The sequence below is a fragment of the Curtobacterium sp. MCBA15_016 genome (genome assembly GCF_001865105.1).
Lineage (GTDB): Bacteria > Actinomycetota > Actinomycetes > Actinomycetales > Microbacteriaceae > Curtobacterium.
This window is the reverse complement of sequence record NZ_MJGR01000029.1, coordinates 1-18,071: the sequence shown is the minus strand read 5'-3', so window position 1 is coordinate 18,071 and position 18,071 is coordinate 1. Positions and strand designations below refer to the sequence as shown.

Here is an 18,071-nt window from a genome sequence, read left to right as displayed (position 1 = left end):
AAAAGACTCCTCACGCACCCGCACCGGGACAGACACAGCCCCGGTTACCCTCCCCCGGGAACGGAAAAGACTCCTCACGCACCCGCCAGAGCCCGGTTACCCTTGCTGCGTTTCCGCCCTGGGGGAGTTGGCCTGGATGGCGTCACGTGAGGAGCCGCCGAGAAGTCTACCGGACGCGACGGGCAAGATCGGACACATGAAGATCGCCATCGCCGGAGGCCACGGCCAGATCGCCCTCCTCCTCGCCCGCCAGATCACCGACGCCGGCCACGACGCCGTCGCCATCGTCCGCAACCCCGCGCACGTCACCGACGTGGAGCAGCAGGGCGCACGGGCGATCGTGGCGGACCTCGAGCAGCTCGACGACGACGAACTCGGGCTCCGGCTGCGCGGGGTCGACGCGGTGGTGTTCGCCGCCGGGGCCGGTCCGGGGAGCGGCGCCGAGCGGAAGCTCTCGGTCGACCGGGACGGGGCGATCCTCCTGGCGGACGCGGCCGAGCGCGCCGGCATCCGCCGCTACGTGATGATCTCGGCGATGGCGGCGGACTCGTACGACCCGGAGCGTGCGGTCGTGCCCGCCCGGTCCGAGGCCGATGTCTTCCAGGTGTACCTCCGCGCGAAGGCCGAGGCGGACGCGAACCTGCGGGCGCGGAGCCTCCGCTGGACGATCGTCCGACCCGGGGGTCTGCTCGACACGCCGCCCCAGGGCACGGTCGACGTCGGCGCCACGGTTCCCCGCGGCACGATCCCACGCTCGGACGTCGCGGAGGTGGTGCTCCACGCGCTCCTCGACGACACCGCGGTCGGCGTGCAGTTCGAGGTCACGAGCGGCGACACCCCGATCCCCGCCGCGGTCGCGTCGCTCGGCTGACGCCCGCCGACGGCAGCGGCGTCGAACCACGGATCCGACATCGAACCGGGCGACGACGGTGGTTCGACGTCGGATTCGTGGTTCGATCGCGGCGCCGCGCCCGCCGCAAGCGCGCCGCCCGCCGCGCGGCGCCGCGCCGCGCCGCGCGTCAGAGCGCGACCGCAGCCGACTGCCGGGCGATCTCCAGTTCCTCGTTCGTGGGGATCACGAGCACCGCGACGCGCGACGTGTCCGTGGAGATGAGCCGCGCCTCCCGAGATGCCAACTCGTTGCGGTCCGCATCGATCTCGATGCCCAGGTGCTCGAGCCCGGCGAGCACGCGCCGGCGCAGCAGCGCGTTGTTCTCGCCGACGCCCGCGGTGAAGACCACCGCGTCCAGCCCGCCGAGCTGCGCCGTGTAGGCGCCGACGTACCGACGGATCCGGTGCCGGTACACGGCGAGCGCTGCCTCGGCCACCTCGTCACCGTGCAGCGCCGCGTCCTGCACGTCGCGCATGTCCCCGTTGCCGGTCAGGCCGAGCAGCCCGGACTCCTTGTTGAGCATGGTGTCGAGCTCGTCGAAGGAGAGCCCGGCCTCGCGGTGGAGGTGGATGAGGACCGCGGGGTCGAGGTCTCCGGAGCGGGTGCCCATCACGAGACCCTCGAGCGGGGTGAGGCCCATCGAGGTCTCGATCGAGCGTCCACCGTCGATCGCCGCGGCGGACGCCCCGTTGCCGAGGTGCAGCACGATCGTCTTGAGCTCGGCGAGCGGACGGCCGAGGAACTCTGCCGCCTGCTCGGACACGTACTTGTGGCTCGTCCCGTGCATGCCGTAGCGGCGGATCGCGTACTTCGCGGCGAGGTCGGCCGGGATCGCGTACGTGTAGGCGTGCGGCGGCATCGTCTGGTGGAACGCGGTGTCGAACACGGCGACCTGCGGCACGTCCGAGAAGACCTGCTTCGCCGCGCGGATGCCCTCGAGGTTCGCCGGGTTGTGCAGCGGCGCGAGGCTGTTCAGCGCCTCGATCTGCTGCTCGACCTCGTCCGTCACCACGGTGGCCCGGTCGAAGGTGGTGCCGCCGTGCACGACGCGGTGGCCGACCACGGCGGGCGGGTGCTCGTCGAAGGACGGCCCGACCTTCGCGAAGGCGTCGATCATGGCCTGGAAACCGGCCGCGTGGTCGGCCACCGGGGTCGAGTCGTTCGACGAGGACTCCCCCGTGAGCGCGTTGGTGTGCTTCCACGCACCCGTCGACTCGCCGATGCGTTCGACGAGCCCGGAGGCGAGCGTGCGCTCCCCCCCGAGCTCGATGAGCTGGTACTTGAACGAACTCGATCCGGAGTTCACGACGAGGGCTGCGGTCACGGGATGGGTCACTTTCTCGGTCGGACGGGAGGCGCGGTGCGGGTCGCGCGGGTCAGCCCGCGTCGGTCGCGGTGCCGGCCTGGATCGCGGTGATCGCGACGGTGTTGACGATGTCGCCGACGAGCGCACCGCGGGAGAGGTCGTTGATCGGCTTGCGCAGGCCTTGCAGGACCGGGCCGATCGCCACGGCACCGGCCGAGCGCTGCACGGCCTTGTACGTGTTGTTGCCCGTGTTGAGGTCGGGGAAGATGAACACCGTGGCGCGACCCGCGACGGGCGAGTCCGGCATCTTCGTCGACGCGACCGTCGGGTCGGCGGCGGCGTCGTACTGGATCGGCCCCTCGACGAGCAGGTCCGGGCGGCGCTCACGCACGAAGGCGGTGCCGGCGCGGACCTTGTCGACGTCCGCTCCCGAGCCGCTGTCGCCCGTCGAGTAGCTGAGCATCGCCACGCGCGGGTCGATGCCGAACTGCGTCGCGGTCTCGGCGGACGAGATCGCGATGTCCGCGAGCTGCTCGCTCGTCGGGTCGGGGATGACCGCGCAGTCGCCGTAGACGAGGACCCGGTCGGCGAGGGCCATCAGGAAGACGCTCGACACGATCGAGGTGTCCGGCCGGGTCTTGATGATCTCGAACGACGGCCGGATGGTGTGCGCCGTCGTGTGCTTCGCGCCGGAGACCATGCCGTCGGCGAGCCCGAGCTGCACCATCATCGTGCCGAAGTAGGACACGTCGGTCACGGTGTCGCGGGCGAGCTCGATCGACATGCCCTTGTGCGCCCGGAGGCGGGTGTACTCCTCGGCGAAGCGTTCACGCAGGTCGGGGTCGAACGGGGAGACGAGCTGCGCGGCGTCGAGGTCGAGGCCGAGCTCGGTCGCCCGGGTCCGGATCGCGGCGGGGTCGCCGAGGATCGTGAGCTCGCACACCTGGCGCTGCAGCAGTGTGGACGCGGCGCGGAGGATGCGGTCGTCCTCGCCCTCGGGCAGGACGATGCGCTTGCCGTACCCGCGGGCCCGGTCGAGCAGTCCGTGCTCGAACATGAGCGGCGTCACGACCCCGGAGGGCGTGAGCTGCAGGCGGTCGCGGAGGGCGTCGGCGTCGACGTGCTGCTCGAACAGCGCGAGCGCGAGGTCGGCCTTGCGGGGCGAGTCCGCCGCGAGGCGTCCGCGGGTCTGGGTGATGCGGAGCGCGGTGTCGTAGGTGCCGAGGTCGTTCTGCGCGATCGGCAGCGAGCTCGACAGCCCCTCGAGCAGGCGGGAGATCTGCGGTGCCGTCTCGAACCCGCCGTTGAGGATCACCCCGGCGAGGCTCGGGAAGGTCTCCGACTGGTTCGCGAGGAGCGTCGCGATGAGGACGTCGCTGCGGTCCCCCGGGACGACGACGATCCCGCCCTCGATCAGGCGCGGCAGGACGTTCTCCATGCTCATGCCGGCGACGACGGTACCGAGGGCCTCGCGGTCGAGCAGCGCTTCGTCGCCGCGCACCAGGGTCGCCCCGGTGGCCTCGAGCAGGGCGCGGACGGTCGGGGCGACGAGGACGCGGTCCTCGGGGATGGCCCACACGGGCAGGTCGGGGTGGTCGTCGCTGACCGCCTGCCGGACGCTCGACACGACCGACGGCAGGGCATCGGGGTCGGCACGGTTCACGACGATGCCGAACAGCTGGGCGTGCGCGGCGCGGAGCTCGCTCGTCGTGACGTCGGCGACCTGGGCCATGTCCTCGGGGGTGCGGGCACCGCGTTCGGCGGCGTCGCGGCCACCGAGCACGAGCAGCACCGGAGCGCCCAGGTTGACCGCGACCTTGGCGTTGAACGACAGCTCCGTGGGGCTGCCGACGTCGGTGTAGTCCGATCCGAGCACCACGACCGCGTCGCACTGCCGCTCGACCTGGGCGAAGCGGGTGACGATCGTCGCGAGCGCCGCGTCCGGGTCGGCGTGCACGTCGTCGTAGGTGACGCCGACCGCGTCGTCGTAGGAGATGCCGACCGCGGTGTGCTGCAGCAGGAGCTCGAGCACGTAGTCCGGCTCGTCGACGGAGCGGGCGACCGGTCGGAACACCCCGACCCGTCCGACCGAGCGTGCGAGGGTCTCGAGGACACCGAGGGCGACGGTGCTCTTGCCCGTGTGTCCTTCTGCTGACGTGATGTAGATGCGGGTCGACACGCGTCCAGGGTAGTCGGCGCACACGGCACGACATCTGGGAGCCCCGGCACTTCCGACACGCGGTCGTGAGCACTCCGGAGAACCTGTACCATTGGGTGTCGTCGTCGGAAGACGGCGCCAGGAGAATTCGCCTAGTGGCCTATGGCGCACGCTTGGAAAGCGTGTTGGGTGCAAGCCCTCGGGGGTTCGAATCCCCCATTCTCCGCCAGAGCAGAGCACGGAACGCCCGGGAACCGATCGGTTCCCGGGCGTTCGTCGTCCGGAGCACTCCGGAGCACTCCGGCGCACTCCGGACAGGACGGTCCCCCACCCGGCGGACCCCGCCGAACCCCGTTCGCCATGGACTGGCCGGGAATCGATGCCGAGGGGTGGAACGGGCTGTCCCCGATACCCGTCGGTCGCCTAGACTGACCCGAAGGACGGCCCCGGGACGGGTCGGACACGGTGCACGGAGCGGCAGGGGCGCGCTCCCCGGGCGAGCGTCGAACGCTGCCCGGGCACCCGAGGGACGAGGAGTCCACGTGGGGGACCTGACGGCGCCGGCAGCAGCTCGGCCGAGCGCGACCGTGTACGACGTGGTCCTCCGGCCGCGTCGCTCGCTCGTGCGCTCGACGATCCTGAGCGTCGTGTTCTCGGCCGTCCCCCTCGCCGTCGCCCTCGTCTGGGTCTCCCTCCCGATGCGCCTCTGGCCGGTCGTCACGGGTGCGGTCATCCTGCTCGCCGCCGCCGTCGCCGTCGTCTTCGTGCGCCTCGGCACCGCGTTCATCGGCATCGACCCCGTGGCGATCACGGTGCGCGGCGTCCTCACGCAGAACCGTCGGGTGGACCGCGACCGCGTCCACAGCCTGGTCCTCGCCACCACGTACGGCAGCGCGGTCGAGCGCACGACGCGCGAACTCATCGCGCTCGACGCCGCCGGCGCCCACTTGTTCCGCCTCCGCGCCGACACCTGGAGCGACGCCGGCATCGACAGCATCGTGGACGCCCTCGGCGTGCAGGTCACCGACGAGACCCGGCCGATGTCGATCCGCGAGTTCGTGCGGCGCTACCCGGCGAGCCGGTCCTGGTACGAGCAGCGCGGAGCGTACGTCGCCGTCGGTGCGGTGGCGGTCCTCGCGGTCGCCGGGCTGCTCGTGGTCGAGACCACCGGCCTCCTCGGCTGACCCCTCAGCGACGGCGGCGCAGGGTCGAGAAGATCCCCTGCACGACCTCCTTGGCGATCGTCCTGCCCAGCCCGGACCCGAGCAGGTCCGACAGCGGGTCGTCCGCCTTCCGTGACGTCGTCGTCCGGGACGACGTGCGCCCCGACCGCCGCGCATCGGCAGCCCGTTCGGCTCGCTCGAACTCCCGCTGCGCCCGTTCGTACTCCTTCTGTGCCGCCGCTCGTTCGCGCGCCTCGGTCTTCTCCTTCGCGGCGGCCTCCTTCGCTGCGGCGGCAGCGGCGCGGGCCGCCTCCTTCTCCGCCTCGGCGGCAGCGGTCGCCGCGGCCTTCTCGGCGTCCGCGGCAGCCGCGTCCGCAGCGGCGGCCTCCATCCGGCGGGCGAGCATCTCGTACGCCGAGTCGGGATCGAGCCGCGTGCCGTAGGTGGGCAGGAGCGGGGATGCCTGCACCCGTGCCGTCATCTCGGCCGCGGGCATCGGGTCCATCGAGCCCTCGGGGGCTCGCAGGCGCGTCCAGGCCACCGGCGTCGGCGCGCCCTTCTCGTTCATCACGGTGACGATCGCCTCACCGGTGGCGAGCGAGGTCAGCACCTCCCCGAGGTCGTAGTCGCTCGTCGGGTAGGTCGACACCGTCGCGCGGAGTGCCTTCGCGTCGTCGGGGGTGTGCGCCCGCAGCTGGTGCTGGATCCGCGAGCCGAGCTGGGCGAGCACGTCGTTCGGGACGTCCTTCGGGGTCTGCGTGACGAAGAAGATCCCGACGCCCTTCGAACGGATGAGCCGGACCGTGCGGACGATCTGCTCGAGGAAGTCCGCCGACGCCCCGCTGAAGAGCAGGTGCGCCTCGTCGAAGAAGAACACGAGCTTCGGCTTGTCCTGGTCGCCCACCTCGGGGAGCTCGTTGAAGAGGTCGGCGAGGAGCCACATCAGGAACGTCGAGAAGACCTCGGGCTGGTCCTGCACGCCGGGCACCTCGAGCAGGCTGACGATCCCCCGGCCGTCGGCGGCGGTGCGGAGGAACACGGTCGTGTCGATCTCCGTCTCGCCGAAGAACTGGTCGGCGCCCTTGTCGGCGAAGGTGATCAGCTCGCGGAGGATCACCCCGGCGGTCTGCTTCGACAGTCCGCCGAGCTCGGCGAGCTCCGCCTTGCCCTGGTCGCTCACGAGGAAGGTCAGCACGCTCCGTAGGTCGGACAAGTCGACGAGCGGCAGCCCGGCCCGCTCGGCGTAGTGGAACACGAGCCCGAGGGAGGACTCCTGCGTGTCGTTCAGCCCGAGCACCTTCGACAGCAGGAGCGGTCCGAACCCGGACACGGTCGCACGGATCGGCACGCCGGTCCCCTGCCCGCCGAGCGAGTAGAGCTCCGCCTCGCTCGCCACCGCGCGCCACTCCTGGCCGATCCCGGCGGTGCGCGCGAGGAGCTTGTCGTTCGGCGTGCCCGCGACCGCCAGCCCGGACAGGTCGCCCTTGATGTCGGCGGCGAAGACGGGCACCCCGTTCGCGGCGATCTGCTCGGCGAGGACCTGCAGCGTGCGCGTCTTGCCCGTGCCGGTCGCGCCCGCGACGAGACCGTGTCGGTTGAGCATGCCGAGCGGGATCCGGACCTGCACGTCGGGCACCGCGGCACCGTTCACGAGGGCGCCGAGCTGCAGCGCGCTGCCCTCGACCTCGTAGCCGGCGCGGATCGCCGCGACGGCGTCCGCGCCGAGCGGCCCCTCGGTGGTGGTCGGCTCGGGAGGCACGGTGCCGGTCGTCGACGTCGGCTCGCCCGCCGGGGCGGTCGCGTCCACCGCCGGGGCCGGGGAGTCGACGACCGCCGGCTCCGCGTCGGGGTCGAGCCGCGCCTCCTGGCCCTGCGCCACCGCGGCGGCGAGTTCCTCCGCCCGCTGCACCGCCTCGTCCGCGAGGCGCCGGGCCTCGTCGGCCGCCTGCTTCGCTGCCTCGGCCGCTGCCCGTGCCTGCGCCACCACGTCGCTCATGTCCACAGCATACGAACGGCCGGACGCTCCTGTCCGGCGCGTGCCGTGGCACCGTGCGACGGTCAGTGCGTGAGCGCCGGGACCGTCCTCGGTCGGACGACCGCCCAGAGCAGCACGATCGCGACGGCCGACGTGCACGCCATCACCGCTGCCATCGGGGTCGCCGTGGTGATGCCGATCCACCCGACCACGGGCGAGATGATCCCCGCCACGCCGAAGTTCAGCGCGCCGAGGAGCGAGGCGGCGGTGCCGGCCTCCTTGCCGTGGGCGGCGAGTCCGATCACCTGGACGAGCGGGAACGAGAAGCCGCACGCGGCGATGAAGAACCAGAGCGGCACGAGCACCCCGACCAGTCCGGCGCCGAGCTGGTCGAGCACCATGATCGCGACGGCGGCGAGGAACAGGGTCGCGGTCGAGCACGCGAGGATCCACTGCGGTCCGACGCGCTGCGCCAACCGCGCGGAGACCTGCACGCCGACGACGACGCCGACCGAGTTCACCGCGAACAGCAGACCGTACTGCTGCGCGTCGAGCCCGTACAGGCCCTGGAACAGGAACGGTGACGCGCTGAGGTACGAGAAGAGCCCGCTGAAGACCATCGCCCCGATGAGCGCGACCCCGACGAAGACGCGGTCGGAGAAGAGTGCCCGGTACCGCTGCCCGATGGTGGAGTGCCCGGCCTCGTGCCGACGTGCCGGCGGGAGCGTCTCGACGATGAGCAGGACCGCGGCGAGCACGACAGCGGCGCCGTAGCAGGCGAGGAAGACGAAGATCCCGTGCCAGCTCACGAACCGGAGCATCTGCGAGCCGATGAGCGGGGCGAGGATGGGCGCCAGGCCGTTCACCATCGCGAGGCGGGACAGCATCCGCACGAGCGGCTTGCCGCCGAACAGGTCGCGCACCGTCGCCATCGCCACGACGCCACCGGCCGCTGCGCCCATGCCCTGCAGGACGCGGAAGAGCGCCAGCACCTCGACGTTCGGTGCCAGTGCGGCTCCGAGTGACGCTGCGACGTGCAGGCTCGTCGCGATGATGAGCGGGAGCCGGCGACCGACCTTGTCGCTCCACGGGCCGACCAGCAGCTGTCCGGCCGCGAAGCCGAGCGTCGTCGCGGTGAGGGTGAGCTGCACCGCCCCGTCGGTGATGCCGAACTCGTCCTTGAGCGACGGGAACGCCGGCAGGTAGAGGTCGATCGTGAACGGTCCGAGCGCGGTGAGGGCGCCCAGGACGAAGACGTAGACGAGTCGCTGCCGGCGGGAGAGCGCGTCTCCCGGGTGCAGGACGACACGGAGCGAACCGGTGGTGGCGGGCGCGGTCACGAGCAGGAGTCCTTCGACGGTGAGGGGTGGGGAGGTGATCGCGGCGTCGATCGAATCGATTCGTCCGCGGAACCATCCTACGGGTCCCCCGAGCACCACCGCAGCAGTCCGGGGCGTTCTCCCGCGTGTTGCCACGGCTCCCGCCCCGCTCGGACGCGGCACATGCGGTACCGTCGGACTGCTCGCCGCCGGTCGACCGCCGGCGGACGTCGTCCCGCCCGTTCCGCCGGAACACCGGCGGGACGGAACCGGATCAGAAGGGGGTGGCGTCATGGTGGATGCCCGCATCCTGCACACGACCGCTGCCCTGCGCGAGGCAATCCTGCGACTGGCCGCCGACCGGCCGGTGTCCGAGATCACGGTCGCCGACGTCACCCGGGCGGCCGGCATCAACCGCGCCACGTTCTACTCGCACGCGGTCTCCCCCGGGTCGTTGCTCGCCGACGTCCTCACACCGGAGCTCGACCGCATCCGCGAGGACGACGCCGAGGTCCGACGCGCGGCGTTCGCCCGGGGTGCCGGCGTCGACGAGTTCGCGACGATCACCCGACGCGGCATCAACGCCGTCGTCGAGCACGTCGTCGCGCACCGCGAGATCTACGGCAAGGCGCTCCCGGACCCGAACGACGCGTCGCTGCACCGTCTCCTCGTGGAGCACTTCACGGTGTCGAGCGAGCAGCACATCCGCACGCTCGAGCGCGAGCACCGGCCGGAACTCCTCGACGACGTCGCCGCGGGCTTCGTGGCGCAGGGCTTCGTCGGCGCGATCGAGGCCTGGCTCGCCGGACCGCGGCGGTCGCGGAAGGCACTGGTCGACACGATCGTGCTGTCGTTCCCGTCGTGGTGGCGCTGACCGCCCTGCCCGACGGACGTCAGTCGGTCGTGGGCTTCTCGCCCCGCTGGAGCGACTCGACCACGTCGACGGCCCCGCTGACGAGGTCGGCCTGGTCGTCGCCGGCCGGCACCCGGTAGTCCGCGGAGACGCCGTCGCCACCCGTGCCGCTCGTCGGCAGCGGGTCCCCCAGCGACACCACGACGACACCGGCGTCGTGCGCCGTCTGGATGACCCCGGTCAGCGCCGAGGCGTCGACCGCCCGCACGAGCAACGCCTTCGCGCCCGTGCGCACGAGCTGGTCCACCGCGGTGCGCTGTGCGGCGGCGGACCCGTCGGCCGGTGCGACGCGGACGTCCGCGGCGAAGCCGGCGTCGGTCAGTCCGGCCCGCAGGTCGGTACCGAGCGTGTCCTGCCCGGGTTCGAGGACCACGCCGATGACCGCGTGCCGGTCGAACCCGCCGTCGGAGCTGGTCAGGTCCGTGCTCTGCACCGGCGTGGGCGCCGCCGACGTCGTGCCCTGGCAGCCGGCCAGGGCGAGGGCCGCACCGATGACGACGGTGGCGGTGACGACGCGGAGGAGCACGACCGCCACGCTACCCGCCCACCGCGACGACGGACGGTGCCGGGACGGGGCCGAGGCGACGGACCGCGGCGACGGCGAGCACCGCGATCAGGGTCATGCCGCCGAACACGAGCGGGAACGACACCGCGGCGTCGGCACCGCCCGTCCCGATGAACAGCAGCCCGGTGACGGCGAGCCCGATCACGCTGCCCGAGGCGTCGGCGATGGTCAGGGCCGAGCTCGCGAACCCGTCGTCGCCCTCGCCGGAGAAGCGCAGCGTCAGCATCGAGGTCCGCGGGTAGATCGCCCCCATGCCCGCGCCGCCGACGAACCACCCGACGACGAGCAGCCACCACGGCAGGCCGAACGTGGCGACCGTCAGCGCCGTGAGCAGGCTGACGAGCACGAGCGCGAGACCGATCGCGAAGGTCCGGGTCGCGGTGAGCCGTTCCTCGCCCAGCCGTCCGTGCAGCCAGCTCGACCCGGCCCAGCTGAGCGCCGCGACCGTCAGTGCGAGCCCCGCCGCCGAGGCGGACAGGCCGTCCTTCGCCTGCAGCAGGAACGGCACGTACGCCTCGCTGCCGAAGAACGAGGCGGCGACGAGCCCCCGCAGCAGGATCACCGACGGCAGCCCCGGGGCGGCGCGGAAGGTGCCGGCGGGCAGCAGCGGGCGGAGTGCGAACCACGTCCCGAGGAGGCCGATGAGCACGGCGGCGACCCGCGCCCACGCGCCGAGGTCCGGGGCGACGTTGAGCAGCAGGATCGCCACCGCGGCGGCGACCGACCAGCCGATCCGGGACCGCTGCCACGCCGGACGGACCTCGGGTGCGGGTGGGTGCAGCCGGCCGAGGGTCGGGACGAGCAGGGCGAACGCGCCGACCGCGATGACGAGTGCACCGGCGAACACCCAGTGCCAGTTCCAGACGTCGGTGACGATGCCCGCGAGCGCCGGACCGACGAGCGCCGGCACCACCCACGCGGCGGCGAACCCGGCGAACACCGGGCCGTGCAGGTCGGCGGGGAAGATCCGGGCGACGAGGACGTAGAGCACGACGTCGATCGCGCCGGCACCGAAGCCCTCGACGAGCCGGCCGACGAGGAAGACCTCCATCGTCGGGGCCAGCATGACGACGGCGGTGCCGACGGCGAAGAGGCCGGCCGACACCCACGCCACGATGCGTCCACCCGCGCGGTCGGTCCAGTTGCCCGCGAGGACCATGCCCGGCACGCCGGCCGCCAGGGGTGCGGCGAAGGCCAGCGCGTAGAGGGTCTCGCCGTCGAGGTCGCGGCTGATCTCCGGCATGACGGTCGTCATCGCCAGGTTCTGGAACGCCGCGACCGCGACGATCGCGACCATGCCGACGGTGGCGAGGGCGTAAGGTCCGCTGAACAGACTGGTCCTCGTCGCCGCGGTGCTCACCCGATCATCGTAGGGCCGCCCACGGACGCCGGGCGGGCCGCCGAGGTCGGGCCCGCCACCGCCGTCGAGTGGGTCAGCGCGCGAGCGCCTGCTGCAGGTCCGCCACGAGGTCGCCGGCGTCCTCGATGCCGACGGACAGGCGCACGACGTTCTCCGGCACCGCCAGCTCCGTGCCCTTCACCGACGCGTGCGTCATCTCGGACGGGTACCCGATGAGCGACTCGACCCCGCCGAGCGACTCGGCGAGCGCGAACACCTCGGTCGACTCCGCGAAGCGACGCGCCGCCTCGGGCCCGCCGCTCAGCGCGACCGAGAGCATGCCCCCGAAGCCGCGCATCTGGCGTGCCGCGACGTCGTGGCCGGGGTGCTCGGCGAGCCCCGGGTAGTACACGCGCTCGACACCCGGAGCACCGACGAGTGCCTCGGCCACCGCCTGGGCGTTCCGCGAGTGCCGCTCCATCCGGACCGCGAGGGTCTTGATGCCGCGCGTGGTGAGGAACGCGTCGAACGGCGACGAGATCGCCCCCGCGCCGAACTGCAGGAACTGCACCTTCGCGGCGAGCTCCTCGTCGGCGAGCACCACGGCGCCGCCGACGACGTCGGAGTGGCCGCCGAGGTACTTCGTCGTCGAGTACACGACGACGTCGGCGCCGAGCGACAGCGGCTGCTGCAGGTACGGCGACGCGAAGGTGTTGTCGACGACGACCACGGCACCGGCCGCGTGGCCGATCTCGGCGAGCGCGGCGATGTCGGCGATCTTCATGAGCGGGTTCGTCGGGGTCTCGACCCAGAGGACGGTCTGCGTCGGAGCACCCTCGAGCGCGGCCCGGACGCGGTCGGTGTCGCTCATGTCGACGACCACGAGCTCGACGCCCCACGGCACGTGCAACCGGCTGACCAGGCGGTGGGTCCCGCCGTACACGTCGTTGCCCATCACCACGCGGGCACCGGGGACGAGCGTGGCGCGCAGCAGGGCGTCCTCGGCGGCGAGCCCGGACGCGAACGAGTACGCCGCGACGCCGCCGTCGAGGTCCGCCAGGAGGGTCTGCAGCGAGTCGCGCGTCGGGTTGCCGGCGCGCGAGTACTCGTAGCCGTTCCGCATGCCGCCGACACCGTCCTGCACGTACGTCGACGTGAGGTGGATCGGGGGGATGACGGCGCCGGTGGGGCCGTCGGGCTCCTGGCCGGCGTGGACGGCGCGGGTGCTGAACTCGGTCATGCGGGCTTCGTTCCTCGTTGGGTCGGGGGCGTCACGCGGGACGCGGGTCACTCGGACAGGTAGGCGAGCAGGTCGTGGCGGGTCAGCACGGTGACGGGCTTGCCGTCCTCGACGACGAGCAGGGCGTCCGCCGACTCGAGCGCACGTCGCGCCGACGAGACCGACTCGCCGACACCGATGAGCGGGAGCGGGTCGCCCACGAATCCGGACAGCGCGTCCGTCATCTTCGCGGCGCCGGTGAAGACCTGCTCGAGCAGGTCCTTCTCCGCCACCGCGCCGACGACCTCGCCGATGACGACGGGCGGTTCGGCGCTGAGCACGGGCATCTGCGAGACGCCGTACTTCGTCATGATGTCGACGACCTCGCGCACGGTGTCCGCCGGGTGGGCGTGGACGAGGTCGGGCAGCCGGCCGTCCTTGCCCGCGATGAGCGACCCCACGGTGCGCTCGTCGTCGGTCTCGGCGAAGCCGTAGGAGCGCATCCACCGGTCGTTGAAGATCTTGCCGAGGTAGCCGCGGCCGCCGTCCGGCAGGAGCACCACGACCACGTCGTCCTCGGTGAGGTCGCGGGCGGCGCGGAGCGCGGCGACGACCGCCATGCCGCTCGAGCCACCGACGAGCAGTCCCTCTTCACGGGCGAGCCGACGGGTCATCGCGAACGAGTCGGCGTCCGACACGGCGATGATCTCGTCGGGGACTCCGGGGTCGTACGCGGTCGGCCAGAAGTCCTCGCCGACGCCCTCGACCAGGTACGGGCGACCGGTGCCGCCCGAGTAGACGGAGCCCTCGGGGTCGGCGCCGACGATGCGGACACGGCCGTCCGAGGCCTCCTTCAGGAAGCGTCCGGTGCCGGAGATGGTGCCGCCGGTGCCGACACCCGCGACGAAGTGCGTGATGCGCTGCTCGGTGTCGCGCCAGATCTCCGGACCGGTGGTCTCGTAGTGGCTGCGCGGGCCGTTCGGGTTGGCGTACTGGTTCGGCTTGTAGGCGCCGGGGATCTCGCGCACCAGCCGGTCGGACACCGAGTAGTACGACTCCGGGTGCTCGGGCGGGACGGCCGTCGGCGTGACGACGATCTCGGCGCCGTACGCGGTGAGCACGTTCCGCTTGTCCTCGCCGACCTTGTCGGGCAGGACGAACACGCAGCGGTAGCCGCGCTGCTGGGCGACGAGCGCGAGGCCGACACCGGTGTTGCCGGAGGTCGGCTCGACGATGGTGCCGCCGGGGCCCAGGTCGCCGGAGGCCTCGGCCGCGTCGATGATCCTGGTGGCGATCCGGTCCTTCGACGACCCACCGGGGTTGAGGTACTCGACCTTCACGAGGACGGTCGCGCGCACCCCCTCGGTCACCCGGTTGAGCTTGACGAGCGGGGTGTCGCCGACGAGGTCGACCACGGAGTTCGCGTAACGCACGCGGTCGAGTCTAGGCGGCGGACACCGTCTTCCGCTGGGATGCGACGTGGGCGGACACCGCCGCGGAGACCTCCTGCCGGCGGCGGTCGATGACCTCCCCCATGTCCCGGGCGAGCGCCGGCGTGCCGCGCACGATCTGGTCGAGCGCGGTGGCGGGCACGACCAGCACCGCGACCTCGGTGAGCGCGACGGCGGTGGTGAGCAGCGCCTCCCGGGTCAACGCCGTCTGCCCGAGGTAGTCGCCGGTCTCGACGCGCGTCGCCGGCAACTCGGCGTCCTCGAACGGGACGCGCAGGTCGACGCTGCCGGACAGGACGAACCGGACGGCGTCGGGCACCGTGCCGGCCGTGACGATCGTCTCGCCCGCGGCGTACCGCTCGAGTCGGACGAGCGGTGCCAGCGCGGCCCCGTCGTCGCCCGTCAGGTACAGCGTGGGCGCGATCGACGCCAGGGCGGCGTCCCGACGCTCGTCGGTGACGAAGTCGTCGGTCGTGTCGCCGTCGAGGCCGAGCCCTGCGCGCCGGGCGGCGTACCAGAGCCACATCCGGAACTGGGCGAGCGCGTCGCCCTCCTGCGACGGTCCGCGCACCTCGAAGGACACGGTGTACGACGATCCGCCGGTCGGCACCGCCACCGGCTGCGTGCCGGGGTACCGCTGGGGCAGGCCGGACGCGACCCGCTGCAGCAGGGCGACCACCGCTGCCGGAGGGTCGTCCGTCGTGAACGTGACGTCCGTGGCGACCGGGAACGTGCCTCCTGTCCGGCTGAGGTTCGTGAACGACGCCCCCGCCAACGAGGAGTTCGGCATGATGAGGATCCCGGCGCCCGTGTCGATGTGCACCGACCGCCAGTTCACCTCGACCACCCGGCCGCGCACGCCACCGGCGTCGAGCCAGTCCCCCAGCCGGAACGGCTGCTCGAACAGCAGGAACAGCCCGGCGATCACCGGGCCGACGGCGGACTGCAGCGCGAGGCCGATGACGAGCGAGCCGACACCGAGCGCGGTGAAGATCCCGCCGACGTCCGCGCCCCAGACGATCTTGAACACCAGCGCCAGCCCGAGCGCGATGAGCACGATGCGGGCGATGTCCACGAAGATCGACGGGATCTTCTCGCGCCAGGTGCCCTTCCGGGCGTTCGTGAACAGGACGATGTTCAGCCCGTTCAGCACGAACACGATCACGAGGAACCCGAGCACGGTGCCGATGATCTGGTTCACCACGGGCTTGCCCGGGTCGACCGCGTCGGTGACCTGGACGGACAGGACGAGGATCGCGATGATCGGCACCACGGCGTTCCGCAGCAGTCCGACCACCTTGTGCAGCGAGTTGCCGCGCCGCTCGAGGTTCGACTGCAGCTCGGTCAGGACGAGCAGCAGCAGCGGCAGGCCGACGATGACGCTGATCGCCGGCCAGAACCACGGCTGCTCCCAGAACGCGGTCACGACGCCGCTCCGGTGCGCTCGAGCTTCCAGACCCGCTGCGGTCCGGCCTGCGTCTGCACCTCGCCGGCGTCCTGCACGCCCCCGCGGTCGCCGAGCTTGTCGACCACGCGCTGCGTCGCGTACACGCCCGGCGCCGGGGCGATCCCCTGCACCCGGTACGCCAGGCTGACGGCGTCGCCCCACATGTCGTAGACGATGCTCGAGCGCCCGACGAGCCCGCTCGTGACCTGGCCGGTGTCGATGCCGGCGCGCAAGCCGATCTTCGATCCGTGCTGCGCGTTGAAGCGCTCGAGCACGCCCTGCGCCTCCTCCGCCCAGTCGACGACGCGGCGGACGTTGTCCACGCGCGGCACGCTCAGGCCGCAGCTGGCGAGGTACCCGCTCCGGGTCGTGCGCACCCGCTCGACGCCGTGGCGGGTGGCCGCCTCGTCGAGGGAGCGCCAGACGTCGTTGACGAGGGACAGGGACTCCTCGGCCGTGAGGCCGGCGGCGAACTCGTCGAACCCGATGATGTCCGCGTAGACGACGGCGACGTCCTGGTGGTCGGCCGCGATCGTCTCGTCGCCCTGCTTGTAGCGACGGGCGACCTCCTCCGGCATGAGCGTCAGCAGCAGGGTGTCGTTCTGCCGCCGCTGCTCGTCGAGCAGGTCCTGCTTCACCTGCAGGCTGCGGCTCATGTCGTTGAACGCGAGTCCGAGGTCGCCGATCTCGTCGCCGGCCTTCGTCTGCACCTCGACGCCGAGGTCGCCGGACGACACCCGGTTCACCGCCGTCTGCAACCGGCGGATCGGCCGGACGAACACCTGGGCCAGCAGCAGGGACAGCAGGCTGACGAGGACGATGATCCCGACGAGCGCGAGGCCGATGTTCCGGGCGAAGTCGTTCACCGGGGCGAACGCCTCGGCCGTGTCCATCTGCGCGACGACGACCCAGCGGAGCCCGTCGACCTCGAGCGGCGCGTACGCCGCGAGCACCTCCTTCCCGCGGTAGTCGGTCGAGATCACGGTGCCGGACTTCCCCTGCAGCGCCCGTGTCACCGGCGTCGTGTTCACCTCCTGCAGGAGCACGGAGCCCTTCACCGCGACCTGGCGGGCCGCGGTCGACGGCGCCGTCCCGGCAGCGACGACGTCGCGCTGGTACTGCTTCGGGTGCTCGATGAGCTGGCGCGGGTACGACCGCATGAGGTGGTCGGCACCGACGAGGTACGACTCCCCGGTGTCCCCGAGGCCGTCGTCCTTCCACTGCTCGTTGCCCGTCATGACCTGCGTGATGAGGTCGACCGGCACCTGGACGGCCATCACCCCGATGATCTTGCCGTCCTCCCCCACCGGCGACATCACCCAGAGCGTCGGGACGTTGAGGCTCGGCACGTACCGCGCGAAGTCCGTCACCACGAAGTCGTCCGAGCTCGTCAGCTGCAGGGCCTGCTGGTACCCGGTCGCGAGGTTCGAGTCGCGGTAGGGCCCGCTCTCGAGGTCCGTGCCGAGGTCCGCGCCGGAGTACGCCGAGTACACGACGTCCCCGTCGGTGTCCATGAGCAGGAGGTCCTCGTACCCGGCGGACTCGACCGCCTGCTTGAAGTACGGCTGGTACTCGGCGTGCGCCGCCGACCACGCGCTGCCGTCACCGGCGTCGTCCTGGTCGATGGCCTTGTCGTAGTCGGTGAACGGCGCCGTGTACCGCGCCTGCAGGTAGGCCTGCGGGTCCTCGGTCGGCGCGAACTGGTCCGGGTTGGCGGTGCCGCCGTTGCGGTCGTCGAGCTGCGGGACGAAGGAGTCCCGGTACCAGTCCTCGACCTTCGTGTGGTCGTCGTCGGACACCGGCCGCGACTGCAGGTCGTCCCACCCGGACTCGAACGCCTTCGTCGCGCCGATGACGCTCTCGTTGCGGGTCTGCGCGACGACCGTCTGGGTGAACTGGCCGAACGAGCGCTGGAGTTCGGTGATCCTCGCCTCGCGCAGCGAGGTCACCTGGTTGAACGCCGCGGCCTCGAGCGAGCTCCGGCCGTTCAGGTAGCCGACGACACCCACGACCAGCGCCGCCACGATGCTCACCGCGAGGAGCATCACGAGGAGCTTGGACTGGATGTCGAGGGAGCCGCTCGTGAGGAACGCGCGGAACTTCCCCTTCTTGCGGGGCGCGTCCTCGACGACGCGTGGTGCATCGGGGGCGATCCGGCCCGTGGGCGGGATGGGGTCGGACGTCGGTGGGACTGCTGTCACTTCGGACTCCGCTCAGGGGCACGGTGCGCTTGAGTGTGGTTCCTTCACAGCTACCACACGAGCATCGTTCGTGTCCGTCGGGTCGACCGGAAAACGCCGTGGTCGCGACCCGACGACGGACGG

Annotated in this window: 13 protein-coding genes, 1 tRNA gene and 1 other RNA gene; 4 read left to right on the top strand and 11 right to left on the bottom strand. The window is 72.1% G+C overall.

Features of this window, described 5'->3' with window-relative positions:
- Positions 1-62: 62 nt before the first annotated feature.
- Positions 63-159: signal recognition particle sRNA small type (ffs, locus tag BIV03_RS12545), an RNA gene on the bottom strand.
- A 37-nt stretch (positions 160-196) separates the two neighbouring features.
- Between ffs and BIV03_RS12540 the strand changes: the two genes are divergently transcribed.
- Positions 197-871: an SDR family oxidoreductase gene (locus BIV03_RS12540; RefSeq protein WP_071295946.1), complete on the top strand. Its 675-nt coding sequence runs from the start codon at positions 197-199 to the stop codon at positions 869-871.
- 148 nt (positions 872-1,019) lie between these two features.
- On the opposite strand, the gene BIV03_RS12535 is transcribed toward BIV03_RS12540, so the two are convergent.
- Positions 1,020-2,216, bottom strand: coding sequence for an acetate/propionate family kinase (locus BIV03_RS12535; RefSeq protein WP_071295945.1), 1,197 nt, complete (start codon positions 2,214-2,216; stop codon positions 1,020-1,022).
- Positions 2,217-2,268: 52 nt separating this feature from the next.
- Positions 2,269-4,377: a phosphate acetyltransferase gene (gene pta, locus BIV03_RS12530; RefSeq protein ID WP_071295944.1), complete on the bottom strand. Its 2,109-nt coding sequence runs from the start codon at positions 4,375-4,377 to the stop codon at positions 2,269-2,271.
- Between the two features lie 120 nt (positions 4,378-4,497).
- On the opposite strand from pta, the gene BIV03_RS12525 reads away from it, so the two are divergent.
- Together BIV03_RS12525 and BIV03_RS12520 are read left to right on the top strand one after the other, a co-directional pair.
- Positions 4,498-4,585, top strand: a tRNA-Ser gene (locus tag BIV03_RS12525).
- Positions 4,586-4,898: 313 nt separating this feature from the next.
- Positions 4,899-5,540: a hypothetical protein gene (locus BIV03_RS12520; RefSeq protein WP_070418396.1), complete on the top strand. Its 642-nt coding sequence runs from the start codon at positions 4,899-4,901 to the stop codon at positions 5,538-5,540.
- A 4-nt stretch (positions 5,541-5,544) separates the two neighbouring features.
- Here the strand turns inward: BIV03_RS12520 and BIV03_RS12515 are convergent, their stop codons facing one another.
- The gene (locus tag BIV03_RS12515; protein WP_071295966.1) at positions 5,545-7,515 is read right to left on the bottom strand and encodes a helicase HerA-like domain-containing protein; all 1,971 of its coding nucleotides are present in this window, start codon (positions 7,513-7,515) and stop codon (positions 5,545-5,547) included.
- A gap of 62 nt (positions 7,516-7,577) precedes the next feature.
- Complete coding sequence (locus BIV03_RS12510; protein WP_071295965.1) at positions 7,578-8,834, bottom strand: multidrug effflux MFS transporter; 1,257 nt, start codon at positions 8,832-8,834, stop codon at positions 7,578-7,580.
- Between the two features lie 271 nt (positions 8,835-9,105).
- Between BIV03_RS12510 and BIV03_RS12505 the strand changes: the two genes are divergently transcribed.
- Positions 9,106-9,687, top strand: a complete 582-nt coding sequence (locus BIV03_RS12505; protein WP_070418395.1) for a TetR/AcrR family transcriptional regulator — start codon at positions 9,106-9,108, stop codon at positions 9,685-9,687.
- Between the two features lie 19 nt (positions 9,688-9,706).
- Here BIV03_RS12505 and BIV03_RS12500 read toward each other — a convergent pair whose 3' ends face one another.
- From BIV03_RS12500 to BIV03_RS12475, 6 genes are all read right to left on the bottom strand, one after another.
- Positions 9,707-10,252, bottom strand: a complete 546-nt coding sequence (locus tag BIV03_RS12500; protein ID WP_175475816.1) for a substrate-binding domain-containing protein — start codon at positions 10,250-10,252, stop codon at positions 9,707-9,709.
- A 10-nt stretch (positions 10,253-10,262) separates the two neighbouring features.
- Complete coding sequence (locus tag BIV03_RS12495; protein WP_083403413.1) at positions 10,263-11,651, bottom strand: MFS transporter; 1,389 nt, start codon at positions 11,649-11,651, stop codon at positions 10,263-10,265.
- 73 nt (positions 11,652-11,724) lie between these two features.
- Positions 11,725-12,870, bottom strand: a complete 1,146-nt coding sequence (locus tag BIV03_RS12490; protein WP_071295942.1) for a cystathionine gamma-synthase — start codon at positions 12,868-12,870, stop codon at positions 11,725-11,727.
- Positions 12,871-12,917: 47 nt separating this feature from the next.
- The gene (locus BIV03_RS12485; RefSeq protein WP_070418392.1) at positions 12,918-14,282 is read right to left on the bottom strand and encodes a cystathionine beta-synthase; all 1,365 of its coding nucleotides are present in this window, start codon (positions 14,280-14,282) and stop codon (positions 12,918-12,920) included.
- 10 nt (positions 14,283-14,292) lie between these two features.
- Positions 14,293-15,726, bottom strand: coding sequence for a mechanosensitive ion channel domain-containing protein (locus BIV03_RS12480; RefSeq protein WP_070418391.1), 1,434 nt, complete (start codon positions 15,724-15,726; stop codon positions 14,293-14,295).
- The gene (locus BIV03_RS12475) at positions 15,723-17,948 is read right to left on the bottom strand and encodes an adenylate/guanylate cyclase domain-containing protein (RefSeq protein ID WP_083403412.1); all 2,226 of its coding nucleotides are present in this window, start codon (positions 17,946-17,948) and stop codon (positions 15,723-15,725) included. Before BIV03_RS12475 ends, BIV03_RS12480 begins: the two co-directional genes overlap by 4 nt.
- Positions 17,949-18,071: the final 123 nt, after the last annotated feature.